Raw genomic sequence first — 25,006 nt, 5'->3', positions numbered from 1 at the left:
CGTTCGTCGCGACCGGTAGGGTTTGTCCGTGGCAGGGGATGGCGTGCAACCAGGTGATTACCCTCCGGCGCGTGGGTTCATCGGCGGGCAGGGGCAGCCCGCGGAGGGCAACGCCGAGCGCAGTGTCGAGCACACGCTGACCCGGCTGCGGGCCATCGACCTCAAGAGCGCGCCCCCGCCGCAGCCCGAGGCGCCGTTGACGCTGGAGGACCTCTACCGCACGCACCGGATGCGGCTGGTCCGGTTGGCGTTGCTGCTGGTAGACGAGCCTGCGACGGCTGAGGACGTGGTGCAGGAGGCGTTCACCGGGTTGCACCGCAACTGGGGTGGCCTGCGGGATTCCGCGGCGGCCGTCGGGTATCTGCGCACGGCTGTGGTCAACGGTTCGCGCAGTGTGCTGCGCAGGCGCAAGACGGCGCGTGAGTACACGCCGCCGCACGCGGTGAACGCGCGGTCGGCGGAGAGCCTGGCGATGCTGACCGCGGAGCACCAGAGCGTGGTGAAGGCGTTGTCGCAGTTGCCGCCGCGGCAGCGGGAGGTGCTGGTGCTGCGGTACTACGGCAACCTCACCGAAGCCGAGATCGCCGAGGCCGCGGGCATCTCCAAGGGCACGGTGAAGTCGACGGCGAGCCGCGCGCTGGAGGCCCTGCAGAAGATCATGAACACGCCCTAGGTCCCCCCATCGGGGCGGTTTGGTTCAGACCACCTGCGGTTTAGACCAATACACTGCACTCCACGCGCGCACGCCTGGAGGACCAGCACATGGCAGGACGGCTCATCGCGGGGGGCAGGCTCGTCACCCCGGACGGCGTGCTGGACGACGGCTGGCTGCTGGTCGACAACGGCCGCATCGCCGCGCTCGGCACCGGTGAGCCGCCGCGCGCGGACGAGCGGGTCGACGCGGGCGGCGGCTGGGTGGTCCCCGGTTTCGTCGACATCCACTGCCACGGCGGCGGCGGTCAGGCGTTCATGGGCACCGACCCGGCCCGCGCCCGCGTGGCCGTCGACACCCACGCCCGGCACGGCACCACGACCCTGCTCGCCAGCCTGGTGTCCCGGCCGGTGCCGGAGCTGGCCTGCCAGATCGCCGCGCTGCGCGAACTGGTCGAGGACGGCCTGCTCGCCGGTGTCCACCTGGAGGGTCCGTTCCTCTCCGCCGCCCGCTGCGGCGCGCACGACCCGGCCGTCCTGCGTCCGCCGGACCCCGATTCGGTCGCCACGCTGCTCGCCGCGGGCCGGGGCGCGGTGCGGATGGTGACCCTGGCCCCGGAACTCCCCGGCTCGGTCGACGCGGTCCGCCGAATCACCGACACAGGCGCGATCGCCGCGATCGGGCACACGGACGCGACCGAGGCACAGGTCCGCCCGGCGGTCGACGCGGGGGCGACGGTGGCGACGCACCTGTTCAACGGGATGCGCCCGCTGCACCACCGCGAGCCCGGCCCGGTGGGCGCGCTGCTGGACGACGAGCGGGTGACCGTCGAGCTGATCTGCGACTTGGCGCACCTGTCCCCGACCGTCGTCCGCCTCGCCGCCCGCCACGCGGGCTTGAACCGCACGGTCCTGGTGACCGACGCGATCGCGGCGGCGGGCGCGGGCGACGGCGCCTACGACATCGGCGGCTTGGCGGTCGTGGTCAGCGACGGCGTCCCCACCCTCGCGGGCGGCACCGCCCTGGCGGGCAGCTCCCTCACAATGGACACCGCTTTCCGGAACCTGGTCACCGCCTGCGGCCTGTCGGTACCGGAAGCCGTCACGGCGACCGCGACCCGCCCCGCGGCCCTGCTGGGCCTGTCCACCACAACCGGCAGCCTCGTCAAAGGCCTGGCCGCCGATGTGGTGCTCTTGAACGCCGCACTGCGCACCACAGCGGTCCTGCGCCGAGGAACCTGGGTTACCGTCGACCCATGACCGAGGCCGACCCGGAACGCCTGCTCACCGAGGCGTTGCGCGCACAGGCGGCCCGCACCCCCCTGCCCGAAGCCACCGTTTCCGGCTACGGCCTGCTCTCGAACAACGACCTCCCCCTCACCCCTCTGCCCGACCCCCCGCCCCACCCGGAGCCCGCGGCCCCACCGCCGCGCATGTGGTGGGTGCTGATGCTGGCCCTGCTGCTCGGCCTGGCTGCAGGCGCGGTGGTCGGTTTCCTGACGCTGCTGTAAGCCCCCGGACAACCCTGTCTCCGGACACGCGACAGATCGCGCAAACGTCCGCCGACCGACCATGATCGCGAGTTATCCACAGGCACGGCTGCCCCTCTTCCCCGCGCTGACCTGCGGCGATAGACTGGAGCGGGGTCAGCCCCCAGGGTGGGTGGGGCTTTGTTGTGGGGCCTGCGGGGCGGCGAAACAAAGCTCTTTCGCGGGCATGACGCACCTGCTCTTCTGCCCTCCTGCCAACCGGACCTCAAGCTGCCAGGTGCTCGATTGGGTGGAGTGGTTTCTTCGGGGGAGAAGGAAGATCGCTAAGCTGGCCGCGCGTGTGATGCCGCAGGCTTCCCACCCTCTTTCACACGGGCGATCTTCCTTCGTAGGGGCCCCGAGGAAACCACTCCACCCCATCGAGCAAGCGCACCCAGCCCCACGGGCACAGAAAGCGCACAGACACCCCCTGTACCTTGTGGGCGTGCGCGCTGCCGACCTCCCCCTGAACCTGGCCCTGCTGCCCTCCTGGCTGGACCCCGAGGTGATCCTCCGCGGCCTGGGCCCCTTCCTGCTGCCCGGTCTCTGCCTCATCATCTTCGCCGAGTGCGGTCTGCTCCTGGGCTTCTTCCTGCCCGGCGACTCGCTGCTGTTCACCGCCGGGTTGTTCGTGGCGCAGCCCGCGACCTCGGATCTGATGCCGCCGCTGTGGCTGGTGTGCACGTTGTTGACCATCTGCGCGTTCGTGGGCAACGTGGTCGGCTACTACATCGGGGCCAAGGCTGGGCCCGCGTTGTTCAACAAGCCGGACTCGAAGCTGTTCAAGCGGGAGCACGTCGACAAGACGCACGCGTTCTTCGAGAAGTACGGGCCGCGGGCGATCGTGTTGGCGCGGTTCGTGCCGATTGTGCGGACGTTCATCACGGCGATCGCGGGGGTCGGGCGGATGGACCCGCGGAAGTTCTTCGTCTACTCCGCTGTCGGGGCGGTGCTGTGGGCGACCGGGGTGACGGTGCTGGGGTACTTCCTCGGGCAGATTCCGTTCGTGCACGAAAACCTTGAGTCGATGATCCTGCTGATCGTGTTCATCTCGGTCGTGCCGATCATCATCGAGTTCGTGAAGGCGCGTCGGGAGCGCAAGCGGGAGGCCGACCCGGTCGGCTAGGCCGCCCAAATCTGCTGGGCGGCGGTGACCGCCGCCGCCTGGTACGGGGGTAGCAGCGTGCCCTCGACCACCACTTCCACCGGCCACTTCTCCTGGTTGCGCACCCACAGGCGGGACGTGATCGCGTTGTGCGCGCGCAGTTCGCTCACGCCCGCGCCGACCTGCACCAGGTAGACCCAGGTGGGTGGGTTGGCGGCTTCCGGGAGGGGTTCGCGCCAGGCCCTGCGGACGCGGCGGGCGCCGAGGAGGGCTGCCTCTGCGGCGACGACCTCGTCCGCGGCGGCCGGGTTGGGGGCGTCGTCCGGGGCGGTGGGGCTGAACCGGTACGCCAGTGGGGGCGGCATGTCGGCCACCGGGATGCCTGAGAGGTCTTCGCCGTCGGGCAACAGCGCCCGGATGAGGGCGGCCTCGTCCCCGGTGACGGCGACGCCCTCGTAGTGCAGGTTCAGCAGCAGCGCCGAGAGGGCGATCTCGGTCTCGCCCGCGAAGAACTGAGATTGGACGACGCTCACGACGTCATCGGAGAGCCTGCCCGAAAGGCGTCGGCAGACCTCGGTGGCCGTGGCGAAATGCTGTTGGTCCATCGTCTCGCCGTTCTGTCAGCCCGCGATCAACTTCTTACCGACGTCGACGTTAGCGCGCTGACAACCCCCTTATGCAAGATCGAACATAGAGCCGGGGTTGAACAGGTTTCCCGGGTCGAGCGCCCGCTTGATCGCGCGGTGCGCGCGCAGGCCGACGGGGCCGATCTCGCGGGCGAGCCAGTCGCGTTTGATCTTGCCGATGCCGTGTTCGCCGGTGACGGTGCCGCCCAGGCTCAGGCCGAGGGCCAGGATCTCGTCGAAGGCGCGGCTGGCGCGGGCGAACTCGTCGGCCGAGGCGGGGTCGTAGACGATGGTGGGGTGCATGTTGCCGTCGCCCGCGTGGCCGACGACGGCAACGCGCAGGCCGACGTCGGCGCTGATTCGGGCGCAGCCCGCGATCAGGTCGGCGATGCGGGTCCGGGGGACGCACACGTCGTCGGTCAGCCACGCGCCGTAGACCTCCAGGGCGGTGAGGACGGCGCGGCGGGCGGTGAGCAGCAGGGCGCCTTCTGCCAGGTCGTAGGTGGTGTGGGCGAGTTCGGCCCCGGCGTCGCGGCAGACCTGCTCGATGGCGGACAACTCGCGGTGGGCGGCCTCGCCGCCGGAGTCGGACTGGCAGATCAGCAGCGCGGCGCAGCCCCGGCCCGCGCCGAGTTCGGTCTTCAGGTGCGTCTCGACGGCCTCGATGGACACCGCGTCCATGATCTCCATCAGGGACGGCACGACGCCCTCCCGCACGACCCGGGTGACCGCGGCGCCCGCGGCCTCGGTGGAGCCGAACGCGGCGACCAGGGTGCCGGGGGCCTGCGGGAGCGGGCGCAGCGCGACGGTGGCCTGGGTGATGACGCCGAGGGTGCCCTCGCTGCCGACGAACAGCCTGGTCAGGTCGTAGCCCGCGACACCCTTGACCGTGCGGCGGCCGGTTGTGAGCAGTTCGCCGTCGGCGAGGACGACGTGCAGGCCGAGCACGGAGTCCGTGGTCACCCCGTACTTCACGCAGCACAGGCCGCCCGCGTTGGTGGCGAGGTTGCCGCCGACGGTGCACCAGTCGTAGCTGGACGGGTCGGGCGGGTAGAACAGGCCGTGTTTCTCGACGGCGCCGCGCAGGTCGAGGTTGACCACGCCGGGTTCGACGACGGCGAGCCGGTTGTCCGGGTCGACCTCCAGGATGCGGTTCATCCGGGTGGTCACCAGCACCACGCAGCCCGCGATGGCGTTGGCCGCGCCGGACAGGCCGCTGCCCGCGCCGCGCGGCACGATCGGCACGCCGTGCTCGGCGCACGCCCGCACGACCTCCCGCACCTGCTCGGTGGTCGCGGGCAGGGCGACGGCCAGCGGCGAGCCGTGCGGCGCGAGGGGCATCATGTCGCGCTCGTAGCCCGCGGTGACGTCGGGATCGGTCAGCACGCCGTCGTCGCCGAGCGTGGTCCGCAGCCGCGCGATCAGGGCATCTGTGTGCACGAGGGTAACGGTAGTCCTTCGCCCGTCACCGAATTGGGACGTTCAAACCGTCGGCGGTCCCACGATCGGTGACTTACAGTTGATGTGTTGGGTGTCACTGGCGACACCTTCGGGGAGGGGACATGGCTGACTCCATGCCGGGGCCGAGCGTGCAGGCGAAGGCGCTCGCCCGGTTCCTGATCAGGAGCATCCGCCCCATCGGCGACCGGATCACGCTCCAGGGCGGGCAGCTGCGGTTCGTGCGGGAGGCGTTCGACGCCACCGGGATCACGCCGCTGCCCAGGGGCACCAAGGTCCGCGCGGTGTCCGAGCCGCACGGCTACGGGGACGTGACCGGGCTGTGGGTCTGCGCCCGGGACGCCGACGAGAGCGCGGGCGCGATCCTCTACCTGCACGGTGGCGGCTTCGTGTTCGGCTCGCTGCGCACGCACCGGCACCTCGCCGCGTGCCTGTCGCAGACCTCCGGCCTGCCGGTGCTGCTGCTCGATTACCGGCGCGCGCCTGAGCACCCGTTCCCGGCCGCAGCCGACGACGCGCTCGCCGCGTACCGCTGGCTGCTCGACCAGGGCTATCCGGCGAACCGCCTGGTCGTCGCGGGCGACTCGGCGGGCGGGCACCTGACAGCGGGCCTGCTGGCCGACCTGACCCGGCAGCGGATGGTCATGCCGGGCGCGGCCGTGCTGTTCTCCCCGTTCCTCGACCTCACCTGCGCGGACCTGGACGAACGGGACGCCGCGTGCCGCGACCCGTACATTCCGCCGGACCGCGCGCGGGAGGCCGCGGCCCACTACGCCGGTGAGTTCGGCGTCGCCCATCCGCGGCTGGCCGTGCTCAAGGGCAGCAAGCGGCGGTGGCCGCCGATGCTCATCCAGGCGGGTGACACCGAGTGCCTGCTGGGTGATTCCGAGCGGATGGCGGCCGCGATGCGCCGGGCCGCAGCGCACTGTGAGTTGCAGGTGTGGCCTGGTCAGGTGCACGCCTTCCCGGCCTTCTCCGCGCTGGTCCCGGAAGGTCGTTTGGCCATCCGGTATGCCGGGGAATTCCTCCGTGGCGCTCTTAAGGAGGTCCTCGCCGCCTGACGGGGTCGAGTGCTCACTAGTGGCTTGCGATCACGCCAAGAAAAGAACATGCTTGGCCAACGCAACCAGTTGTAGTGTGCAACCAAGGACACGGCATGGCGGACACGATCCCCGAGGACCTGGCAACGGCCGATGAACTCGGCCACCAGCTCGTGCGCTTCCTGCGGCTGAGCAACCACGCGAAGCAGCACTTCACCACCGGCTCCCGCGACGCGGTCGAGCGCTCGAACTACGCGCTGCTCGGCACGCTCGTGCAGGTCGGCCCGCTGCGCGCGAACGCGCTCGCCGAGGCCGTGCACTCCGACCCGTCGACAGTGAGCAGGCAGGTGAGCGCGCTGGTCGCGCACGGCCTGGTCGAGCGGCGCGCCGACCCTCAGGACGGCCGGGCCTGCGTGCTCGTGCCGACCGCGGAGGGCAACCGGCTGTTCGCCGAGAACCGGGCGCATCGCACCCGGCAGATCGCCCGGCTGCTCGCGCCGTGGCCGGCCGACGACCGCCGCGCCCTGGTGCGCCTGCTCGGCCGCCTCAACACCGACATCGAGAACTTCAGCACTGAGAACTTCAGCACTGAGAACTCCGGCACTGAGAACTCCGACACTGAGAACTACCAGGGGGAGCCAGCATGACCGCCGCCACCGCCCCGGCGAAGCACGCCGCGCCGGAGGACTCCGGCCTGACCCACCGGCAGATCCTGGTGATCCTGTCCGGCCTGATGCTCGGCATGTTCCTGGCCGCGCTCGACCAGACCATCATCGGCACCTCGATCAGGACCATCGCCGACGACCTCAACGGCCTGAGCCTGCAGGCGTGGGCGACCACCGCCTACCTGATCACCTCCACGATCACGACCCCGCTCTACGGCAAGCTCTCCGACATCTACGGCCGCAAGCCGTTCTTCATCACCGCGATCACGATCTTCATCGTCGGCTCGCTGGCCTGCACGCTGGCCACGTCGATGTACGAGTTGGCGGCTTACCGCGCGCTGCAAGGGCTCGGCGCGGGCGGGCTGATGTCGCTGGCGCTGACGATCATCGCCGATATCGTGCCGCCCCGGCGGCGGGCCAAATACCAGGGCTACTTCCTCGCCGTGTTCGGCACCTCCAGCGTGCTCGGGCCGGTCATCGGCGGGTTCTTCGCCGGGCACGGCGAGATCCTGGGCATCACCGGCTGGCGCTGGGTGTTCCTGGTGAACGTGCCGATCGGCGTGATCGCGCTGTTCGTGGTCACCAAGGTCCTCAACATCCCGCACCAGCGCCACGACCACCGCATCGACTATTTCGGCGCGGTCTTCCTGTCGGTCACCGTCGTGCCGCTGCTGATCGTGGCCGAACAGGGCCACGAGTGGGGCTGGGGCTCGGCTCTGGCGCTGGCCTGCTACGGCACCGGGTTCGTCGGCCTGATCTCGTTCCTGCTGGTGGAGCGCGCGATGAAGGACGAGGCGCTGATCCCGCTGCGGCTGTTCCGCACCTCGACGTTCGCCATGACGATCATCGCCGGGACGATCCTGGGTGTCGGCATGTTCGGCGGGATCTCCATGGTGCCGCAGTACTTGCAGATCGTGCGCGGTATGACACCCACCGACGCCGGGCTGATGATGGTGCCGATGATGCTCGGCATCATGATCGCCTCGGTGACCTCCGGGCAGATCACCTCGCGCACCGGGCACTACAAGGTGTTCCCGGTCATCGGCTCCGCGCTGCTGGTCACCGGCCTGCTGCTGTTCCACACCGTGGGGGTCGGCTCGCCGCTGTGGCAGCCGATCGTCTACATGACCGTGTTCGGCCTCGGTCTGGGCAACTGTATGCAGACGCTGACCGTGGCGGCGCAGAACGCGGTGCCGTTCCGCGACATGGGTGTGGCCACCGCGTCGGCGACGTTCTTCCGGCAGCTCGGCGGAACCCTGGGTGTCGCGGTGTTCCTGTCGCTGCTGTTCAGCACGGTCGCGGATAACATCAGCTCCGCTTTCCGCGCCGCGGCGGCGAACCCGGAGTTCCAAGCCGCGATCGCCGACCCCGCGGTGCGCGCGAACCCGGTCAACCAGCCGGTCTTCGCCGCGCTGGAAGGCGGCGGCGGTGGCGCGGTCTTGCAGGACTCGTCGTTCCTGCTCAAGGTCGACCCGCGGCTGGCGCTGCCGTTCCAACAAGGCTTTGTCGAGTCGATCCAACTGGTGTTCCTGGTCGGCGCGGGCGTGATGAGCCTGGCGTTCGTGGTGTCGCTGTTCATCAAGGAGATCCCGCTGCGGATGACCAGCGGCATCCAGAGCGCCGCGCTGGAGGGCGGCGAGCGGGTCGACCCGCCCAAAGACGACAAGACCCCGGACGAGCACAACAACGGCTTCCTGGCGTTCCAGCCCTCGGCGCTGCGAGCCAGCGCGGCCAAATCACCCCCCGGCCTGCGCGGCCAGGTGCGACGGCCGGACGGCTCGACACTCCCCGGCGCCACCCTGACCCTGATCGACGCCGATGGCAGGCAAGTCGGCCGCGCGGGCGCGGACAACGACGGCGGCTATCTGCTGGACGCCCCGCTCCCCGGGTCGTATGTGCTGATCGCCTCCGCACCGGACCACCAGCCCAGGGCTACCACCGTGAAAGTCCGAACTGGACAGTCCACTGTAGACGTCACACTGGCGGGCGCGACCGTCCTGCACGGCTTCGTGATGGCCGCCGACGGCCACACTCCCGTCACCACGGCCAGAGTGACCCTCACCGACGCCCGCGGCGAGGTCGTCGAAACCCAGCCCAGCGCCTCCGACGGCAGCTACCGCTTCAGCGGCGTCCGCGCGGGCGCCCACACCCTGGTGGTGAGCGCGGAAACGTTCCGCCCCACCGCCCTGCCGCTCACTGTGCCCACCACCGGAGAAATCCGCCACGACATAGAACTCGTCGGCGGCGCGGAGCTATCCGGCACAGCCCGCACCACCACCGGCGACCCGGTGCCCAACGCGAGAATCACCGTCCTGGACTCCACAGGCAACGTCATCACCGTGACCACGACCGACTCTGACGGCCACTACCTGATAGACGACCTGGCCGAAGGCGAGTACACGGTGATCGCCAGCGGCTACTCACCCACCACGAGCCAGATCCGCCTCACCGCGGGCCGACTCGGCGAACACAACGTCACCCTCGGCCACGACGAGTGAAAGCAACCGGGAAATCCGGACAGGAGCACAGTGGACCTCGTCAAGCTGAACAACGATTCCCGCGCCCTCTTGGAGATTCTGGCCGACCGCCTGCCGCCGGAGACCGTGGCCGGTTACCGGCGGCTCAGCGACGCCGGGGAATGGGGCGAGTTGGTCGACAGCCTGTGCGCGCCGCTGGTGCGGCGCAGGACAACCATCACTGTGGCGGAGTACCAGAGAGTCGCTGACCTGCTGGCCCTGTTCGGTGGGCCACGGGAGGGCTACGCGTATCTGAGCGACCCGCAGGACGTCCTGGCGAAACTCACCGTCGGCCCGTCCTAGCGTCCGTACGGTCAGAATCCGGACACCACAAGGAGTCCGAACAGCAGAAGGTCCGGACCGCGCACAAGCTGGTAGACCAGCCCGATGGGCGCGTACATGCCCCCGACGTCAACGGCGCCTTGGACCGTGAAGTCGATGTCGGGCCGGGCCGCTGTGCGGACGGCGGCGAGGGCGGCGATCGGCAGGGCGGCGGGCGCGAACGGGAGTCCGAAGAGGACAGTCAGCCCGGCCCAGGCGAGCCCGACGACGGTCAAAACCACCAAGGTCGTCGCCTTGATCGTCCGATTCGTCGCGGGCAGCCATCGCCTGCGGCCTGCCACCCGCAGGTCGGTCAGCGCGCCGCCGAATGGCAGGGCCACGAAGTAGGCGCCGAGGCCCGTCCACCACAGCGGGTCGACCACCGGGAAGACGCGGTGCAGCACCGGAACAGCCAGCGCCAGAAGCAGAGCCAACGGCAAGGCTTGGCGGCGCGCGAGAACACCCGCGACCACGTAGCGGACAGTGTTGGTGAGCCGCAGTTTCACGGGACGCGCCGTGGGCAGGAGGGCCAGAAAGTCGCCGAACGCCGCCGACACCGACCGCAGCACGCGGGCGTTCCACCCCCGGACCAACTCGTCGCGGCGGGCGCGGCCGGGCGGCCCGGTTGCGCCGAGCGCGGCGACGGCCAGGACAGCGGCGGCAGCCCAGAGCACCGCGCCCCCGGCGAAGAGGGCGGCGAGCACGGCGAGAAGGAACGGCACAGCGAGTTCGACGGCCCACCCCCTGACCGGCCGAGCCGCCCACCGGTAGGCGAAGACCGCCGTGGCAACGAACAACACCGCCGACAACCCCAGCGGCGGCCATCCCAGCACCAGAGCGGCGGCGGCGAACAGATATCCGACCACCCCGAACCGAACCGCCCAGGCGAGCCGCAGACGCAGGCGGATCGGACGGTCACGGTCACCGCTGTCATCCCAGGTGAGGTGCGCCGGATTGATCCACACATGGTCACGGCGCAGCAGGGACAAGGTGGCAACGGCCAGAGCGAGCAGGAGAACCGCGAGGGCAGCGCCGGGCGGAACGACATGCGAACCGACGAACTTCTCCCGCAGGTCGTCCGCCTTGTAGAACGGCAGGGTCAGCAGCCCGACAACGACGAACCCGGCGACATGCTTGTCGGAGTGCTTCACGTCAGATCGATGACCTGATCGGCCACAGCCTCAACCAACGGCGGAAAATGACTGGCGACAACCACCGCCGACCCAGCCGCCTTCGCGTCCTTCACCAGCCCGGCCAACCACATCCGCCCAGCGGCGTCCAACGCCCGCTCCGGCTCATCCAGCAACAACAGCCGATGCGGCCTGGCCAGCGCCCCCAAGAGCAGCAACCGCCGCCGCTGACCAGCGGAAAGCTGAAACGCGGGCACCTCAGGCAACCTGTGCTCCGGCGAAACCCCCAACAGATCAAAATGCTGCCCCGGCGTGAACTCGTCAAACAACGCCGAGTCATCCATCAACACCGAAACACTCTTCCGAAACCCCACCTCCCGCTCATCCGGCACCCGCCCGTCAACCGTGACGTCCCCCTCAGTCAACTCCTGCGTCCCATACAGACACCGCAGCAACGTCGACTTACCCGCCCCGTTGGCACCAGTCAGCGCGACACATTCACCAGCCGAAACCGTTAAATCAAGCCCCCGAAACAACCACCGCTCACCAACCGCGACCCCCACCCCACGCCCCAGAACCAGCACACCCTCCGAACGCCAGAACCCCAAAAGAGGTTCCCCCAGGCCCAAAACCACGACCAGCCCCAAACCACCACCGGACCAAGAACCATCACCACGCCAACCCACACCCAAGAGCCCAAGCCCGTGCCAGCCACCCAATCGAGCCCCACCCACCAAACCCCGAGCCCAAGCCCGCCCCAGCCCCCGCACACAGCCCCAAGCACCAGGTTGCACAGCAGCCAAAGCCCGATGAATAGGGCGTAGTTCACCTGCACAGCCGCCCCCACGGCACGTAACCTACGCCGGTGACCTCCGCTCTCGGCGTGCTGGAATCCGCTGGTCCGCTGCTCGTCTGGGCCATCGTGCTCGGCTTCGTGTTCGCCGAGTGCGCCTTCATCGTGGGCCTGTTCCTGCCCGGCGACTCCCTGCTGTTCGCGGCGGGCCTGGTGCTCGCCCAGAACAACCACGAGCACCAGGCCTGGTGGCTCTCCCTGGCGGCGACCATCACCGCGGTGGTCGGCAACCAGCTTGGCTACTACATCGGCAGCAAGACCGGTCACGCGATCATCACGCGGCGTGGCGGGAAGGTGCTCAACCAGCACAACCTCGAACGCGCCCGGGATTTCCTGGACCGGCGCGGGTTCTTCGCGATCGTCATCGCCCGGTGGATTCCGTGGATTCGGACGCTGGCTCCGCTGATCGCGGGGGCCGCGAAGATGGACCCGCGGCGGTTCATGCTGGCGACCTTCATCGGCGGTGTGGCCTGGGTGCCGACGCTGGTCCTGCTGGGCTACTACGGCGCGGGGCTGCTCCACAAGCTGCCGTGGCTGGAGACGGCGGCCCTGGTCATCAGCATCGCGTTCTTCGTCTTCGGCACGGGGTGGGGCATCTGGCGCTACCGCCAGGAGATGCACAAGCCCGTCGACACCGTGACGGTCACGGAGTAGCGGGCGGGGCCCACAGGACGAGCTGGATGCCGTCGGGGTCGCGCAGGGACACCACGGCGGCCCCCGGGGCGCTGATCTCCTCGGTGATCGGGGAGAACGTGACGCCGTGCTCGGTGAGCCGGTCGGTCCAGACCCGCAGGGTGGCCTCGTCCGGCACGGAGAACGTCAGGTGGTCGAGCCCGGGTCTGCACTCGTCGAACGCGGCGCGGCCGCCGCCGGGGTGCTGCACCAGGGTCAGGGTGATGCCGAACCCGCGCAGGAACACCTTGCGCAGGCCGTGCTCGCCTTCGTCTGTGCGCCCGGCCGTGGTGAAGCCGAGGACGCGCTCGTACCAGGGGACGCTGCGGTCCACGTCCGTGACCGTCAGCGCGACGTGGTGCACACCGGTCAACGCGGGCATCGACTACCGTCCTTCCGTGCCTCGTGCGGGTGGGCCGTTCGCCATAGTGCCCCAGCCCGGGGTCGGCGGCGCGGGCCATTATTCGATCTTTCGCAGGACGAGATCCGCCATTCGCCCGGTCGCAGCGACCAGTGTGGCGTTGCGCTCGTCCGAACCGTAGGTGCGGTCGTACGCCTGTTCGGGTGACTTCCCGTAGGCCAGATGGCGGTCGAGCAGGCGTTTTCGGCGGAGTTCGTCGCCGGGGTCGAGGTACCAGACCTCGTCGAGCAGGGCGCGGACGTCCGGCCACAGCAGCAGGTAGTTGCCTTCGGTGACCACGAGCGCAACGTCACAGCTCACCGGGACCGCGTTGGCGATGGGTTCCTCGATCTCGCGGCGGAACTCCGGGGCGTAGACAGTCCTGTCGCGGGTGGTGCGCAGCTTGCGTAAGAGGTCGGCGTAGCCGTCGGCGTCGAAGGTGTCGGGGGCGCCTTTGCGGTCGGCGCGGCCGAGGCGGTCAAGCTCGCGCTGGGCGAGGTGGAAGCCGTCCATGGCCACCAGGGCGGCGCGGTCTCCCAGATCCGCGACAAGACGGGCCGCCAAAGTCGACTTACCGGAGCCCGGAGAGCCGCAGATGCCGAGCAGGCGGCGCTCGCCCGGGACGGCCAGCGCCGCCGCCCGCTTTACCAGTTCGCCGTAGGTCGCATCCCGCCGCATGGGCTACTCCTCTCGGTCGATAGGGTCACGCAAGCGTTTGCTGAGAGGAGCGTGATCGTCATGGCCACCATGGAAGACGTCGCCAGACTCGCGGGGGTCTCGATCAGCACGGTCTCACATGTGGTGAACGAGACCCGGTCCGTGGCCCCCGGAACCCGCGAGCGGGTCATCGCCGCGATCGAGAAGACCGGATACACCGGCAACGTCATCGCCCGCTCCCTGGTCACCGGGGGCACCAAGTCCATCGGCGTCGCCATGTCGCTGCTGGCCAACCCGCACCTGGCCCAGCTCATCCACGCCATCGAGGCCGAGGCGACCGCGGCGGGCTACACCGTGCTCCTGGGCGACACCCTCGACCACGCCGACGGCGAACGCGCCGCCGTGCGCAAACTCCAGGCCAGGCGGGTCGACGGGATGCTGCTCACGCCCGCCCCCGGCGACACCACGACCCTGGAGCAACTGGCCCGCACCAACGTGCCAGCCGTGCTGGTCGACCGGGTGTCGCACAAGGTCAAACTCGACCAGGTGGGGCCGGAGAACATCCAGTCCACCTCGACGCTGGTGTCGCACCTGGCCGCGGCGGGGCACCGGCGCATCGGGTTCATCAGCGGCGTCGAGTGGATGGGCGCCAGCGAGGAGCGCACCCTCGGCTACCGGCTCGGCCTGGGCCGCGCGGGCCTGCGGTGGGACTCGAACCTCGTCGCTGGCGGCGGCGCGACCCATGAGGACGGCGTGCTGGCCCTGCGGCGGCTGCTCACGGTGCCGGAGCGGCCGACCGCCGTCATCACCGGCAACGGGGCGATGACGGCGGGCGCGTACCGGGAGGCCCGCGCGCACGGCCTGGAGATCGGCAAGGAGTTCGCCATCGTCGGCCACGACGAGGTCGACTGGGCCGATCTGGTCGACCCCGGCATCACCACCATGGCGCACCCGGTGGACGAGATCGGGCGCACCGCCGTGCGGCTCCTGCTCGCCCGGCTGGCCGACCCCGACACCCCGCCGGAGACCGTGCTGCTGGCCCCCGAACTGGTCCACCGCGGCTCCTGCGGCTGCCGCTGAGCCCCGAAACCCCGGCGACGCGCCGTCGCCGGGGTTTCGGGGTGGGGGCATTCAGATGGTCTTTCTGGTACTTCCACTAGAGCTTCGGCCGCTGGACCTTCTGCTCAGTACATCGAGGGCGGCGGCTGCGGCGGGGGCGGCGCCTGCGGCGACGCGTCCACCTCGCCTCGCCAGGCACCAGTCTCTCGACCGCCGCGCTCCTCGATGAACTCCTTGAAGCGCTTCATGTCGCCCTTGACGCGGTGATTCAGAATGCCGACCTTGTCGGCGACATTCTCCGCGAAGCCCTCGGGGTCGATCTCCATCTGCGCGGTGACCCGGGTCGTCTTCTCGTCCAGCCGGTGGAAGGTCACCACACCGCCGTGGTCCGGTTTTCCCTCCGAATGCCACGCGACCCGCTCGTCCGGGATCTGCTCGGTGATCTTCGCGTCGAATTCTCGGGTCACCCCGCCGATTTTGGTGACCCAATGGGTGTGCGTGGCGTCGAGTTGTCGAATCTCCTCCACGCCTTCCATGAACCGAGGAAACGTCTCGAACTGGGTCCACTGGTTGTAAGCGGTGGACACCGGGACGGCCACGTCGACGGACTCGGTGATCGTGCTCAACGCGATCAACTCCTCCTCATTCGATCTTTGTCTGTCATGGAATACCCATGCGGTCCTGGCTTACACCTCAGGCCGCGTGGCGCTCTTCCGCAGCGGCGTCGGTCAGGCCGAGCATCGCCAGCAGTTCCGCGCATTCCCGCGCGTCTACCGAAGCGGCCGCCACGACACGCGCCGCCCGCCTGCGCTGCTCATCGGTCACCGTCGGATTCAGGTCGACGAATTGGTCCGGCATACTGCTCACTCCTTCCTCTGCGTGGCTCATACCCGCGTACTCGCCAGTTCACACGCGTGTCGCTGGCCCCGGGCCCGGGGTGGCCGCGGTGCACGCGACCGTCACCGAGACCGAGGTCGTCGTCAGCGTCACCGACGACGGCCGCACCACGGTCACGGCCCACTTCGACCGGTGATTCGCCGCTTGCGGTTGACGCGCGCGTCAAGTTGTAGCGTCGCCCGGCTGTCCTAGCCGAGGAGCGCCATGACTCACCGCGAGATTCACCTGATCGCACGTCCGGAAGACACCCCGAAGGCGGAGCACTTCGCCGTCGTGGAGGTCCCCGTCCCCGAGCCCGGCCCCGGCCAGGTGCTCGTGCGCAACCGACTCATGAGCGTCACCGCGGTGATGGGCACCCTGGTGCTGGGCGAAGCCGACCTGCCCGTCCCGCCCGCCGCGCTCGGCGCGCCGCTGTGGGCGCCCACCATCGGCGAGGTGGTCGCGGGCGACGGAGGCAACCCCGGCGACCTGGTCGTGCACGACCAGGGCTGGCGGGAGTACGCGCTGGTCGACGCCGCGGCCGCGCGGCACGTCGGCGACGAGCTGCCCGATCCGGCCGCCCACCTGTCGCAGGGGGTGATCGCGTGGCTGGGGGTGCGGGCCGCCGAGGTCCGGGCGGGGGACACCGTGTTCGTGACCGGCGCCGCGGGCGGTGTCGGCTCGATGGTCGCGCAGTTCGCCCGGCTGGCAGGCGCCGCCCGGGTGATCGGCAGCACCGGGTCCCCGGCCAAGGGGCGGCGGCTGGTCGCCGAGCACGGGTACGACGCCGTCGTCCTGCGCGGCGGCGGTCCGATCGAGGACCAGCTCCGGGCCGCCGCGCCCGAGGGCATCGACGCCGTCTTCGACAACGTGGGCGGCGAGCAGCTGACGGCAGCGCTGTCCATCGCCCGGCAAGGTGCGCGGGTCGCGCTGGTCGGCGCGCTGTCCACCCAGCTTTCCGGCGGGTTCAGCGCGCCCGTCGAGATCGACACCGGGCACCTCATCCTGCGCGGCATCACCCTGCGCGGGATGCCGGCGAGCGACCATCTCGACTCGATCCCCACCGCGCTGCGCGCGTTCGGCGACGGCCTGCGCTCCGGGGCGGTCACGTTCCCGCACACGCGGTTCACGGGCATTGAACAGGCGCCGCGCGCGTTGATCGAACTACTCGGCGGGCGCCACTTCGGCAGCGTGCTCGTCGAACTGTGAACCCTGGGGAGCGACCATGCGAATCGGCGACGCGGCAGCGGCGGCGGGCCTCACCCCGCGCGCCCTGCGCTACTACGAGCACCGCGGCCTGGTGGCCCCGCGCCGGGCGGTGTCCGGGCACCGGGAGTACCGGACGGAGGACGTCCGCAGGCTGATCGCCGTGCGGGAACTGCTGGAGGCAGGCCTCACCATCGGCGACGTCGTGGCCTTCGCCCACGTCCTCGACCTGCGCTTCCCGCCGGACGGTGAGGCCGCTAAGAGCCCGCGAGACCATCTGGGCGGCTGCCCGGTCGCCGAGGTGGCCCAGCAGCGGCTCGCGGACCTCGACCGGCGGATCGAGCGGCTGACCGCCCTGCGCGCCCGCCTGGCCGACGCGCTGCGGCACCGCTTCGGCGAACTGCTCAGCGGCGACCAAGTGGCCTAGAAGCCGCCCGAGATGGGCAGGACAGCCCCGGTCACGAAGGACGCCTCCGGGCCGAGCAGCCAGACCACGCCGTTGGCGATTTCCTCCGGCTCACCCGCGCGGCCCAGCGGAATCCGGGAAGCGAGGCGCTGCGGCCGGTCGGGCATTCCGGCCGCGGCGTGCAGGTCGGAGTTGACCAGGCCGGGGGCGACGGTGTTGACGCGGATGCCGTCACCGGCCACCTCTTGGGCCAAGCCGAACGTCATGGTCTCCACCGCGGCTTTGCTGGCGGCGTAGTGCGCCCATTCGCCGGGGGAGCCGCGGTGCGCGGCGGTGCTGGAGATGGTGACAATCGCGCCGCCGGTGGCGGACATGCGGCGGACGGCTTCGCGGAGGCAGAGGAAGACGCCGGTGACGTTGACGTCCAAGACGCGGCGGACGGTGGCGGCGGACTGCTGGTCCAAGCGGCCGGGGGTGTCGCCGGTGATGCCCGCGTTGGCGACGAGAGCGGTAAGAGGGCCTAGAGCGTCGGCGCGGGTGAAGAGTTCCGCTACCTGGGCCTCGTCGGACACGTCTGCCTGGACGGCGATAGCGCGCCTTCCCTCGGCTTCCACGTCGCGGACAACGCTGTCCGCCGCTGAGGAGTCGTGGGCGTAGTTGACCACGACGTCGAAGCCCGCCCGCGCCGCTCGGCGGCACACCGCCGCGCCGATTCCCCTGCCGCCGCCGGTGACCACGAGAACGCTCATCACGCCACCTCACAAGATCGGTGGCCTCGCGCGCCTACGCACTGTGTCGATTGTTCAAGCTCGCTCATTCGGTGATGCTGGCACGCTCCAGCAGCGCCGCCGCCTCCAGGACCATCCACCCGGACAGCTGCACCGACAGGTCCCTTTCCGGCCGCTGGTCACGCATACCGCGCGGGGTCACCGCCTGCCGGGACCACTCGGGGCCGAACACCGGGCCGCTGCGGGCCACGCCCCGGTTGTGCCAGGCGGCGTCGGCCGAGGTGAGGACGAGCCGTCGGGCCAGGTCGCCTTCCGCGTGCGGCAGACGCAGGGCCGACTGCGCCAGGTAGCGCGCCAGGATGCCCGCGAAGAGCCCGCCGTCGCCGCCCTCTTGGCCGGGGAGCACGCCGTCGACCGCCAGGTAGTTGTCCACGGCGCGGATAGTGCGGGCCGCCCGGTGTGCCCAGACGCCGCCCGGGTCGTCTTCGGCGAGTTCGACACACGCGCCGAGGTAGACGCCCTGGCAGTAGGTGTAGACGATCGTCACCACTTCGCGGATAGCGCCGTCGGGGCGCACATAGAGGCCGTCCCAGAGCAGACCGGTCTCGTGGTCTACCAGGTACCTCTCCATCCACTCGGTCATCGACCGGGCGCGCTGCCGGTCGGCGCGGTCCAGGTGGGCGCGGGCCAAGAGGATCGCGGCAGGTCCGTTGGCCGGGACGTTCTTGAACGTGTCGCCGCGCCGCCACCAGATGCCGCCGCCGCCGTGGTCGGTCCACCCCGCGCGCAGTTGGGCGGTGATCTCGGCGAGCGGGCGGGCCACGTCCAGCGGCACCGCGCGGGCGGCGCGCAGCAGAGCCAGGCCCAGCCAGGCGATGTCGTCGTAGTAGTCGTTGGTCCACACCCCGAAGTTGCGCACCCGGATGCCGCGCACCAGCGCCAGAATCTGGCCCATCCGGACCCCGGTCGGCGCCCGGTCCTGCGCGTCGACCAGGCAGTCGAGCAGGTGGGCCTGCCACCAGTAGTTCCAACGCAGGTGCAGGTGGTCGCCCGGGGACGCGGGCCACCGGGCCATCCCGAGCCGGGTCGCGGGCAGCGCCCACACCCGGCGCAGGTGCCGGGCGTGGGTGGCCAACTCCGCGACACCCGCCCGGGCGCCCCACAGTGGCAGAGCCTGCTCCGCGCCCCGGGTCATAAGTCCATCGTGGGCACTGAATCGGTTCCGATGTCGGCGGACCGAGGGTGCAATCACCAGGACGTGCCACGCTGGGCCCCGTACCGGTGAATCTCGGGAGGGCGGGCCGATGCGGACCGAGCAGATCACGTGCCCACTGTGCGAGGCCACCTGCGGGCTTACCGTGACACTGGAAGGCGATCAGGTGCGGTCCGTGCGCGGCGACGACGCGGACGTCTTCTCCCGCGGCTACCTCTGCCCCAAGGGCGCCTCCATCGGGGCGCTGCACCACGACCCGGACCGGCTGCGCGCGCCGATGGTCAAGCGCGACGGCGAGTGGCACGCGGTCGGCTGGGACGAGGCGTTCGCGGTGATCGCGGCGCGGCTGCCGCCGATCATCGCCGAGCACGGCAAGGACGCCGTGGCCGTCTACGCGGGCAACCCGGCCGTGCACAACCTCTCGACCGCGCTCTACGGCCGCGCCCTCTACAAGGCGATCGGCACGAAGAACTTCTACTCGGCGAGCAGCGTCGACCAGATGCCCAAGCAGTTCGCCGCCGGGTACCTGTTCGGCGACCCGATGAGCGTCCCCGTCCCGGACATCGACCGCACCGACCACCTGCTGCTGCTCGGCGCGAACCCGATGGTGTCCAACGGGAGCCTGATGACCGCCCCGGACGCGCGCGGGCGGCTGCGCGCGATCCGCGCGCGCGGCGGCAAGGTCGTCGTGGTCGACCCCAAGCGCTCCCGCACCGCGGAGCAGGCCGACGAGCACCACGCCATCCGGCCGGGAACCGACGCGCTGCTGCTGTTCGCCCTCGTGCGCACCCTGTTCGACGAAGACCTGGTCACGCTGGGCCGCCTGGCCGCGCACGTGTCCGGGGTGGACGAGGTGCGCGCGCTCGCCGAGCCGTTCACCCCCGACGCGGTCGCGCCGATCACCGGCCTCGCCGCCGACGAGATCCGCCGCATGGCCCGCGAACTGGCCGCCGCGCCCGCGGCGGCGGTCTACGGCCGGATGGGCACGACCACCCAGGCGTTCGGCACGCTCGCGTCGTGGCTGGTCGAGGTCCTGAACACGCTTACCGGCAACCTGGACAGCCCCGGCGGCGCGATGTTCCCCCTCGCCGCCGCCGGGCAGGCGAACGTCCAGCCGGGACGGCGGCGCGGCTTCACCCACGGCCGCTGGCGCAGCCGGGTGCGCGGCCTGCCCGAGGTCATGGGCGAACTCCCGGTCGCCACCCTCGCCGACGAGATCGACACCCCCGGCGCGGGCCAGGTGCGGGCGCTGATCACCGTCAGCGGCAACCCCTGTCTGTCCACACCGAACGCGGGCAGGCTTGCCGAAGCCCTGCCGCGCCTGGACTTCATGGTCTCCCTCGACATCTACCTCAACGAGACCAGCAGGCACGCCGACGTCATCCTTCCCGGCCCGAGCCTCCTGCAACGCGCCCACTACGACGTGGCCCTCTACCAGTTCGGCGTCCGCAACGTCGCCAACTGGACCCCACCCGCGCTGACCTCGACCCTTCCGCAGGAATGGGAGACCCTGCTGCGCCTGACCGGGATCATCGCGGGCACGAACGACATCGCCGCGCTGGACGCCTTCGTCGCAGCCGAGTACGCCCGCCGCGTCGGGGTCGAGGTCCCCGACGGCCGCACCGGCCCCGCCCGCCTGATCGACATCCTGCTGCGCGGTGGCCCGTACGACCTCACCCTGGCCGACCTGGAAGCCGCCCCGCACGGCATCGACCTCGGCCCGCTGTGCCCCCGCGTCCCCGACGTGCTGGCCACCCCCAGCGCCCTGGTCGAACTCGCGCCCCCGGCCATCACCGCCGACGTCCCCCGCCTGGCCGCCGAACTGGCGCACCCGCCCAACGACCAGATGGTGCTGATCGGCCGCAGGCAACTCGGGTCGAACAACTCCTGGATGCACAACATCGCGCCCCTGGTCCGCGGGCAGAACCGCTGCACAGCGCAACTGCACCCCACCGACGCCACCCGCCTCGGCCTCACCGACGGCGCGCGGGCCGTGGTCACCTCCCGCGCGGGCAAGGTCGAGGTCCCGGTCGAGATCACCGACACCATCCGCCCCGGCGTCGTCAGCATCCCGCACGGCTGGGGCCACGGCCAGGACGGCACCCGCGCTGCGGTCGCGGCCGCGCACCCGGGCGTCAACTCCAACGTGCTCACCGACGAACTGCTAGTGGACGCCCTGTCCGGCACCGCCGTCCTGAACGGAATCCCCGTGGAGATCACCCCCGCCTGACCGGAACCGTCCTGCCCGGAATCAGGGTCACCAGGCGGTGGTGAGGTCGGCGTGGTCGCGGACCCAGGCGTGCATGACGATGCCCGCGGCGACACCGGCGTTGATGGAGCGGGTGGAGCCGAACTGGGCGATGGAGACCAGCAGGTCGGCGCCCTTGCGGGCCTCCTCGGTGAGGCCGGGGCCTTCCTGGCCGAACAGCAGCAGGCAGCGGCGGGGGAGGCGGGTCGTCTCGACGGGGGTGGCGCCGGGGGTGTTGTCGACGCCGACGACGGTCAGGTTCTCCCTGGTGGCGTAGGCCAGGAGCGAGTCGACGGTCGGGTGATGGTCGACGTGCTGGTAGCGGTCGGTGACCATGGCGCCGCGGCGGTTCCAGCGTTTGCGGCCGACGATGTGGACCGCGCGGGCGGCGAAGGCGTTGGCGGTGCGCACGACCGTGCCGATGTTGTGGTCGTGCTGGAAGTTCTCGATCGCCACGTGGAAGTCGTGGCGGCGGGTGTCCAGGTCCGCGATGACGGCGTCGCGGCGCCAGTAGCGGTAGGCGTCCACCACGTTGCGGCGGTCGCCCTCGGCGAGCAGCTCCGGGTCGTAGCGGGGGTCGGCGGGCCACTCGCCGGGCCACGGTCCGACGCCCACCGGCTCGCCGAAGACCCATTCGGTGGGGCCAGGGTCGTCGTCGGTCACTGCGCGGGAACCATCACATCCATGAGTCTTTTGCGCCACAGCAGGTACGCGCCCACATAGGACACGATCAGCAGCGCCAGCGCGAACAAAGCCACCACGTGAATGTAGCCCTCCGGGAACAGGACCCCGATGATGTAGTGCTCGTTGAACCCGCCGGGCAGGTCGCCGAGGCCTTGCTGGTGGCGGAAGTGGTTCTCCAGCGTCGTCAGCGGGCACGGCACCGACGTCACGTTGACCACCACGCCCCACGCGGCGAAGAACACGTGCACGAACACGGTCTTCGGCCACTTCCACGCCAGGAACCCGCCCAAGCCGATGTATAACAGCGCCACGAAGTGCACGATCGTGGTCGCCGTGGCGAGAACTGCTGCCATGCGGCACCTCCCCCAACCACCGACGAACGGCGAGCAAAACCCACGTTACTCGTCAGTGGGGGGAAGGGAGCGGGATTAACGCAGGTCAGTCCCGGTCGACCAGTCCCAGGTCAGCCAGACCCAGGAGCGACCGGTAGGGCAGACCGCGCGCCTCGATGGCCTCACGGGCCCCGGTGTCGCGGTCGACGACAGTGGCCACGCCGATCACCGTCGCGCCCGCCTCGGTCAGCGCGTCGACGGCGGTGAGCACGCTGCCACCGGTCGTGGAGGTGTCCTCGACGGCCAGCACGCGCTGCCCGGCGACCTCGATCCCCTCGACACGCCGCTGCAGGCCGTGCGCCTTGGCGTCCTTGCGGACGACGAACGCGTCGAGGACCTCGCCAACGGCCGACGCCGCGTGCATCATCGCCAGCGCCACCGGGTCGGCGCCGAGGGTGAGACCACCGGCGGCCACGTAGTCCCAGTCGGCGGTGAGCTGGCGCAGCAGCCGCCCGATGAGCGGCGCGGCCGCGTGGTGCAGGGTGGCGCGGCGGAGGTCGACGTAGTAGTCGGCCTCCTTGCCGGAAGCCAGGGTGACCCGGCCGTGCACCACGGCCAGTTCGGTCACCAGGCGGGCCAGTTCGCCCTTGGCCGAGACGTCGACGATCGGAACTGTTCGCACAGGTGGGAAGCCTCTCATGCGCCGTGGATCAGCCGAAGCCCCGGCTGTCCTGCTTGAGCGCGGTGTCCACGGTAAGGGCGGACGCCACGACCATGCTGAGCAGCGGGTTCTGCAGCGGACGGTGGATCTGCAGCACGTAGTTGTCGGCCGTGGTGAACATCGTCTTCGCGAAGCCCTCCCACGTCTTGGTGATCCGCGCGACCTCGCCGCCGGTGTGGTCGAGCACCGCGAAGTTCCACGCGCGCCAGTTCTCCGCCTGGATGCCGCCGACCTGCTGGCCGTTGACCATGAACGAGAACCGGATCTTGCCGAACACGTTGTCCTGCACGATCTCGCCCGCCTGCTGCCCGTTGGGCCACTCCACGATCATGCGCGACTTCACGAACTTCGCCGGGCGGGTCAGCCGCAGCACCGGCTGGTGGTTCGCGTCCCGCACCTCGAACTTGTGCGTGAAGAACTGGTCGTAGCTGCCGAGGAACCGGACGGCCTTCTTCAGCGCGCTCTGCCCGACCTGCGCCACCGACCCGACCTGGCGGCCGTGCTGGTCGAACACCGAGTACTCGCTGGCCATCTCGATCAGCTTCACTTTTTGGTTCACCACCAGCACCGGCTCGGTGAACAGCGTCCCGCCGCCCTGACCGACCTGGCCGACCCCCGCCTGCCGCTGCTGCTCCCGAATCCGCGCCGGATCGGGAGCGCTGTCCAGCGACACCTCCCACGCGCTCGCGTCACTGCGCGGCTGGGCCTGGGCCTGCTGGGTCTGGCTGGTCCACTGGCGGCCGTCCCACCAGCGCAGAGTGGGGGAGCCGGGGTTCTCTGGGTACCACCCGGGCTGGGGGTTCGTCATGCCCGGGAGCCTATCCCCGGTTGCGACCGCCGGACGCCCGCTTCTCCAGTATCCGCAGGAGACCGCGCGGCAGGATCTTCGTCACGCTCACCAACGCCTTGTACTGCGGCCCGGGTATCGACCGCGACCGCCCGTGCACCAAGTCGTCAAGCGCGTCGCCGACCACCCGGTCAGCGTCCAACCACAGAAAGTCGGGCAGCGCGGACATGTCGTCGCCCGCCCGCTCGTGGAACTCGGTGTGCGTGAAACCAGGGCACAGCGCGACGATCCGCACACCGGTGCCCTTGAGGTTGGCCGCCAGTCCTTCCGAGAGCGCGGTGACATAGGCCTTCGTGGCCGAATAAGACGGGCCGCTGGCGGGGAAGAACCCGGCGACACTGGACACATTGATCACACCGCCGTGCTTGCGTGCCAACATGCCCGGCAGGACCGCCCTGGTCAGCCGCAAGACGGTGGTGACATTGACGTCCAGTTGCGACTGGAGCCAGTCCAGATCGGCCTCGGCGAAAGCGCCCCGGGTGCCGAACCCCGCGTTGTTGACCAGCAGGTCGATGGGCCTGTCCTCGTCGGACAGCCGCGCCTCCACCCGCTTGCGGGCGCGGGTGGTGGACAGGTCGGCGGTCATCGTCTGCACCTGGACGCCATGGGCGGCGGTCAGCTCGCCTGCGACCTCTTTGAGCCGCTCGGTGGTGCGGGCTACCAGGACGAGATCGTAACCGTCCGCGGCGAGCCTGCGGGCGAAAGCGGCGCCGATGCCTGCGGTGGCACCGGTGATGAGGGCAGTGGACATGCGGCCAAACTACTAATTAGTAGCTTTTTCGGGAACTGCCCTGCGGAAGATCACGAGGTCGGGTGGCTCTAGGGTGCCTGCCCTTGCGTGGCCTGCCGGGCCTTCGTGGGGTTGCTCGATGGTGTGGAGTGCCGGTTGCCGGGGTGCTGCTCCGCCCAAACCGCTTCTTTCCGCCGCCCCGCACCCCACACAACAAACCCCACCCACCCTGGGGGCCGTGCCCTGCTCCAGTCTATCGCCGCAGGTCAGGGCGGGGAAGATCAAGCGGCCGGGCTGTGGATAACTCGCGATCTTGAAGGCTCGCGGGTTCGT

28 protein-coding genes are annotated in these 25,006 nt (G+C 70.4%); 13 read left to right on the top strand and 15 right to left on the bottom strand.

Going from position 1 to position 25,006, the window contains the following annotated elements; all coding sequences use genetic code 11:
- The first annotated feature begins 79 nt into the window (after positions 1-79).
- The 4 genes from BLS56_RS12390 (at position 80) to BLS56_RS12375 (ending at position 3,306) form a co-directional block, all read left to right on the top strand.
- On the top strand, positions 80-673 hold the full coding sequence (locus BLS56_RS12390; protein ID WP_091450399.1) for a SigE family RNA polymerase sigma factor: 594 nt from the start codon (positions 80-82) through the stop codon (positions 671-673).
- 89 nt (positions 674-762) lie between these two features.
- Complete coding sequence (gene nagA / locus BLS56_RS12385; RefSeq protein WP_091450168.1) at positions 763-1,911, top strand: N-acetylglucosamine-6-phosphate deacetylase; 1,149 nt, start codon at positions 763-765, stop codon at positions 1,909-1,911.
- Positions 1,908-2,162 (top strand): hypothetical protein, encoded by a 255-nt coding sequence (locus BLS56_RS12380; protein WP_091450167.1) that lies wholly within the window; start codon positions 1,908-1,910, stop codon positions 2,160-2,162. The genes nagA and BLS56_RS12380 overlap by 4 nt, the downstream gene beginning before the upstream one ends.
- Before the next feature lie 463 nt (positions 2,163-2,625).
- On the top strand, positions 2,626-3,306 hold the full coding sequence (locus BLS56_RS12375) for a DedA family protein (protein ID WP_228771583.1): 681 nt from the start codon (positions 2,626-2,628) through the stop codon (positions 3,304-3,306).
- Here the strand turns inward: BLS56_RS12375 and BLS56_RS12370 are convergent.
- Both BLS56_RS12370 and BLS56_RS12365 read right to left on the bottom strand, forming a co-directional pair.
- A complete protein-coding gene (locus BLS56_RS12370) occupies positions 3,303-3,890 on the bottom strand; it encodes a hypothetical protein (RefSeq protein ID WP_091450165.1) in 588 nt (195 codons plus the stop codon). The genes BLS56_RS12375 and BLS56_RS12370 overlap by 4 nt on opposite strands.
- A gap of 69 nt (positions 3,891-3,959) precedes the next feature.
- Positions 3,960-5,351 carry an FAD-binding oxidoreductase gene (locus tag BLS56_RS12365; RefSeq protein WP_091450164.1) on the bottom strand — a complete coding sequence of 464 codons (1,392 nt, stop codon included), beginning with the start codon at positions 5,349-5,351 and terminating at the stop codon, positions 3,960-3,962.
- A gap of 122 nt (positions 5,352-5,473) precedes the next feature.
- Here BLS56_RS12365 and BLS56_RS12360 point away from each other — a divergent pair, with 122 nt between their 5' ends.
- The 4 genes from BLS56_RS12360 (at position 5,474) to BLS56_RS12345 (ending at position 9,893) form a co-directional block, all read left to right on the top strand.
- On the top strand, positions 5,474-6,430 hold the full coding sequence (locus BLS56_RS12360; protein ID WP_091450163.1) for an alpha/beta hydrolase: 957 nt from the start codon (positions 5,474-5,476) through the stop codon (positions 6,428-6,430).
- 95 nt (positions 6,431-6,525) lie between these two features.
- Complete coding sequence (locus BLS56_RS12355) at positions 6,526-7,056, top strand: MarR family winged helix-turn-helix transcriptional regulator (RefSeq protein WP_091450162.1); 531 nt, start codon at positions 6,526-6,528, stop codon at positions 7,054-7,056.
- Positions 7,053-9,572: an MFS transporter gene (locus BLS56_RS12350; protein WP_091450161.1), complete on the top strand. Its 2,520-nt coding sequence runs from the start codon at positions 7,053-7,055 to the stop codon at positions 9,570-9,572. Before BLS56_RS12355 ends, BLS56_RS12350 begins: the two co-directional genes overlap by 4 nt.
- Before the next feature lie 30 nt (positions 9,573-9,602).
- Positions 9,603-9,893, top strand: a complete 291-nt coding sequence (locus BLS56_RS12345; RefSeq protein WP_091450160.1) for a hypothetical protein — start codon at positions 9,603-9,605, stop codon at positions 9,891-9,893.
- Between the two features lie 11 nt (positions 9,894-9,904).
- Here the strand turns inward: BLS56_RS12345 and BLS56_RS12340 are convergent, their stop codons facing one another.
- Together BLS56_RS12340 and BLS56_RS12335 are read right to left on the bottom strand one after the other, a co-directional pair.
- Positions 9,905-11,062: a hypothetical protein gene (locus tag BLS56_RS12340; RefSeq protein ID WP_091450159.1), complete on the bottom strand. Its 1,158-nt coding sequence runs from the start codon at positions 11,060-11,062 to the stop codon at positions 9,905-9,907.
- Positions 11,059-11,604: an ABC transporter ATP-binding protein gene (locus BLS56_RS12335; RefSeq protein WP_228771617.1), complete on the bottom strand. Its 546-nt coding sequence runs from the start codon at positions 11,602-11,604 to the stop codon at positions 11,059-11,061. Before BLS56_RS12335 ends, BLS56_RS12340 begins: the two co-directional genes overlap by 4 nt.
- Positions 11,605-11,906: 302 nt before the next feature.
- On the opposite strand from BLS56_RS12335, the gene BLS56_RS12330 reads away from it, so the two are divergent.
- The gene (locus BLS56_RS12330; protein WP_091450158.1) at positions 11,907-12,548 is read left to right on the top strand and encodes a DedA family protein; all 642 of its coding nucleotides are present in this window, start codon (positions 11,907-11,909) and stop codon (positions 12,546-12,548) included.
- Here the strand turns inward: BLS56_RS12330 and BLS56_RS12325 are convergent.
- Entirely contained in the window at positions 12,538-12,948 is a 411-nt protein-coding gene (locus tag BLS56_RS12325; RefSeq protein ID WP_091450157.1) for a VOC family protein, read from the bottom strand. The genes BLS56_RS12330 and BLS56_RS12325 overlap by 11 nt on opposite strands.
- 78 nt (positions 12,949-13,026) lie before the next feature.
- On the bottom strand, positions 13,027-13,644 hold the full coding sequence (locus BLS56_RS12320) for a nucleoside/nucleotide kinase family protein (RefSeq protein ID WP_091450156.1): 618 nt from the start codon (positions 13,642-13,644) through the stop codon (positions 13,027-13,029).
- A 69-nt stretch (positions 13,645-13,713) separates the two neighbouring features.
- Between BLS56_RS12320 and BLS56_RS12315 the strand changes: the two genes are divergently transcribed.
- Positions 13,714-14,703 carry a LacI family DNA-binding transcriptional regulator gene (locus BLS56_RS12315; RefSeq protein WP_091450397.1) on the top strand — a complete coding sequence of 330 codons (990 nt, stop codon included), beginning with the start codon at positions 13,714-13,716 and terminating at the stop codon, positions 14,701-14,703.
- Positions 14,704-14,807: 104 nt separating this feature from the next.
- Here the strand turns inward: BLS56_RS12315 and BLS56_RS12310 are convergent, their stop codons facing one another.
- Both BLS56_RS12310 and BLS56_RS31375 read right to left on the bottom strand, forming a co-directional pair.
- Positions 14,808-15,308, bottom strand: coding sequence for an SRPBCC family protein (locus BLS56_RS12310; protein WP_091450396.1), 501 nt, complete (start codon positions 15,306-15,308; stop codon positions 14,808-14,810).
- Positions 15,309-15,375: 67 nt separating this feature from the next.
- Positions 15,376-15,540 carry a hypothetical protein gene (locus BLS56_RS31375; RefSeq protein WP_175482792.1) on the bottom strand — a complete coding sequence of 55 codons (165 nt, stop codon included), beginning with the start codon at positions 15,538-15,540 and terminating at the stop codon, positions 15,376-15,378.
- Positions 15,541-15,783: 243 nt separating this feature from the next.
- On the opposite strand from BLS56_RS31375, the gene BLS56_RS12305 reads away from it, so the two are divergent.
- On the top strand, positions 15,784-16,767 hold the full coding sequence (locus tag BLS56_RS12305; RefSeq protein ID WP_091450155.1) for an MDR family NADP-dependent oxidoreductase: 984 nt from the start codon (positions 15,784-15,786) through the stop codon (positions 16,765-16,767).
- A gap of 16 nt (positions 16,768-16,783) precedes the next feature.
- Positions 16,784-17,191 carry a MerR family transcriptional regulator gene (locus tag BLS56_RS12300; protein ID WP_091450154.1) on the top strand — a complete coding sequence of 136 codons (408 nt, stop codon included), beginning with the start codon at positions 16,784-16,786 and terminating at the stop codon, positions 17,189-17,191.
- Here the strand turns inward: BLS56_RS12300 and BLS56_RS12295 are convergent.
- A complete protein-coding gene (locus BLS56_RS12295) occupies positions 17,188-17,919 on the bottom strand; it encodes an SDR family oxidoreductase (protein WP_091450153.1) in 732 nt (243 codons plus the stop codon). The genes BLS56_RS12300 and BLS56_RS12295 overlap by 4 nt on opposite strands.
- Positions 17,920-17,983: 64 nt before the next feature.
- Positions 17,984-19,093 (bottom strand): glycoside hydrolase family 76 protein, encoded by a 1,110-nt coding sequence (locus BLS56_RS12290; RefSeq protein ID WP_091450152.1) that lies wholly within the window; start codon positions 19,091-19,093, stop codon positions 17,984-17,986.
- A gap of 109 nt (positions 19,094-19,202) precedes the next feature.
- Between BLS56_RS12290 and BLS56_RS12285 the strand changes: the two genes are divergently transcribed.
- Positions 19,203-21,341 (top strand): molybdopterin-dependent oxidoreductase, encoded by a 2,139-nt coding sequence (locus BLS56_RS12285; RefSeq protein WP_091450151.1) that lies wholly within the window; start codon positions 19,203-19,205, stop codon positions 21,339-21,341.
- A gap of 27 nt (positions 21,342-21,368) precedes the next feature.
- On the opposite strand, the gene BLS56_RS12280 is transcribed toward BLS56_RS12285, so the two are convergent.
- From BLS56_RS12280 to BLS56_RS12260, 5 genes are all read right to left on the bottom strand, one after another.
- On the bottom strand, positions 21,369-22,022 hold the full coding sequence (locus BLS56_RS12280) for a TrmH family RNA methyltransferase (protein WP_091450150.1): 654 nt from the start codon (positions 22,020-22,022) through the stop codon (positions 21,369-21,371).
- Positions 22,019-22,396 carry a DUF2784 domain-containing protein gene (locus BLS56_RS12275; RefSeq protein WP_091450149.1) on the bottom strand — a complete coding sequence of 126 codons (378 nt, stop codon included), beginning with the start codon at positions 22,394-22,396 and terminating at the stop codon, positions 22,019-22,021. Before BLS56_RS12275 ends, BLS56_RS12280 begins: the two co-directional genes overlap by 4 nt.
- A gap of 85 nt (positions 22,397-22,481) precedes the next feature.
- Positions 22,482-23,057, bottom strand: coding sequence for an orotate phosphoribosyltransferase (pyrE, locus tag BLS56_RS12270; RefSeq protein WP_407640509.1), 576 nt, complete (start codon positions 23,055-23,057; stop codon positions 22,482-22,484).
- A 28-nt stretch (positions 23,058-23,085) separates the two neighbouring features.
- A complete protein-coding gene (locus BLS56_RS12265) occupies positions 23,086-23,904 on the bottom strand; it encodes a phospholipid scramblase-related protein (protein WP_091450147.1) in 819 nt (272 codons plus the stop codon).
- A gap of 10 nt (positions 23,905-23,914) precedes the next feature.
- Complete coding sequence (locus BLS56_RS12260) at positions 23,915-24,694, bottom strand: SDR family NAD(P)-dependent oxidoreductase (RefSeq protein WP_091450146.1); 780 nt, start codon at positions 24,692-24,694, stop codon at positions 23,915-23,917.
- Positions 24,695-25,006: the final 312 nt, after the last annotated feature.

The sequence above is a fragment of the Actinokineospora iranica genome (assembly GCF_900101685.1).
Classification (GTDB): Bacteria; Actinomycetota; Actinomycetes; order Mycobacteriales; family Pseudonocardiaceae; genus Actinokineospora; species Actinokineospora iranica.
The sequence above is the reverse complement of the archived record's forward strand: the minus strand, read 5'-3'. Positions and strand labels throughout refer to the sequence as shown.

What these genes read in the sequence shown, in the direction of transcription:
- nagA (WP_091450168.1), top strand. Translation starts at nt 763, where the DNA reads ATGGCAGGACGGCTCATCGCGGGGGGCAGGCTCGTCACCCCGGACGGC.
- BLS56_RS12380 (WP_091450167.1), top strand. Translation starts at nt 1,908, where the DNA reads ATGACCGAGGCCGACCCGGAACGCCTGCTCACCGAGGCGTTGCGCGCA.
- BLS56_RS12370 (WP_091450165.1), bottom strand. Translation starts at nt 3,890, where the DNA reads ATGGACCAACAGCATTTCGCCACGGCCACCGAGGTCTGCCGACGCCTT.
- BLS56_RS12360 (WP_091450163.1), top strand. Translation starts at nt 5,474, where the DNA reads ATGGCTGACTCCATGCCGGGGCCGAGCGTGCAGGCGAAGGCGCTCGCC.
- BLS56_RS12355 (WP_091450162.1), top strand. Translation starts at nt 6,526, where the DNA reads ATGGCGGACACGATCCCCGAGGACCTGGCAACGGCCGATGAACTCGGC.
- BLS56_RS12350 (WP_091450161.1), top strand. Translation starts at nt 7,053, where the DNA reads ATGACCGCCGCCACCGCCCCGGCGAAGCACGCCGCGCCGGAGGACTCC.
- BLS56_RS12325 (WP_091450157.1), bottom strand. Translation starts at nt 12,948, where the DNA reads ATGCCCGCGTTGACCGGTGTGCACCACGTCGCGCTGACGGTCACGGAC.
- BLS56_RS12320 (WP_091450156.1), bottom strand. Translation starts at nt 13,644, where the DNA reads ATGCGGCGGGATGCGACCTACGGCGAACTGGTAAAGCGGGCGGCGGCG.
- BLS56_RS12315 (WP_091450397.1), top strand. Translation starts at nt 13,714, where the DNA reads ATGGAAGACGTCGCCAGACTCGCGGGGGTCTCGATCAGCACGGTCTCA.
- BLS56_RS31375 (WP_175482792.1), bottom strand. Translation starts at nt 15,540, where the DNA reads ATGCCGGACCAATTCGTCGACCTGAATCCGACGGTGACCGATGAGCAG.
- BLS56_RS12305 (WP_091450155.1), top strand. Translation starts at nt 15,784, where the DNA reads ATGACTCACCGCGAGATTCACCTGATCGCACGTCCGGAAGACACCCCG.
- BLS56_RS12300 (WP_091450154.1), top strand. Translation starts at nt 16,784, where the DNA reads ATGCGAATCGGCGACGCGGCAGCGGCGGCGGGCCTCACCCCGCGCGCC.
- BLS56_RS12295 (WP_091450153.1), bottom strand. Translation starts at nt 17,919, where the DNA reads ATGAGCGTTCTCGTGGTCACCGGCGGCGGCAGGGGAATCGGCGCGGCG.
- BLS56_RS12290 (WP_091450152.1), bottom strand. Translation starts at nt 19,093, where the DNA reads ATGACCCGGGGCGCGGAGCAGGCTCTGCCACTGTGGGGCGCCCGGGCG.
- BLS56_RS12285 (WP_091450151.1), top strand. Translation starts at nt 19,203, where the DNA reads ATGCGGACCGAGCAGATCACGTGCCCACTGTGCGAGGCCACCTGCGGG.
- BLS56_RS12275 (WP_091450149.1), bottom strand. Translation starts at nt 22,396, where the DNA reads ATGGCAGCAGTTCTCGCCACGGCGACCACGATCGTGCACTTCGTGGCG.
- BLS56_RS12265 (WP_091450147.1), bottom strand. Translation starts at nt 23,904, where the DNA reads ATGACGAACCCCCAGCCCGGGTGGTACCCAGAGAACCCCGGCTCCCCC.
- BLS56_RS12260 (WP_091450146.1), bottom strand. Translation starts at nt 24,694, where the DNA reads ATGTCCACTGCCCTCATCACCGGTGCCACCGCAGGCATCGGCGCCGCT.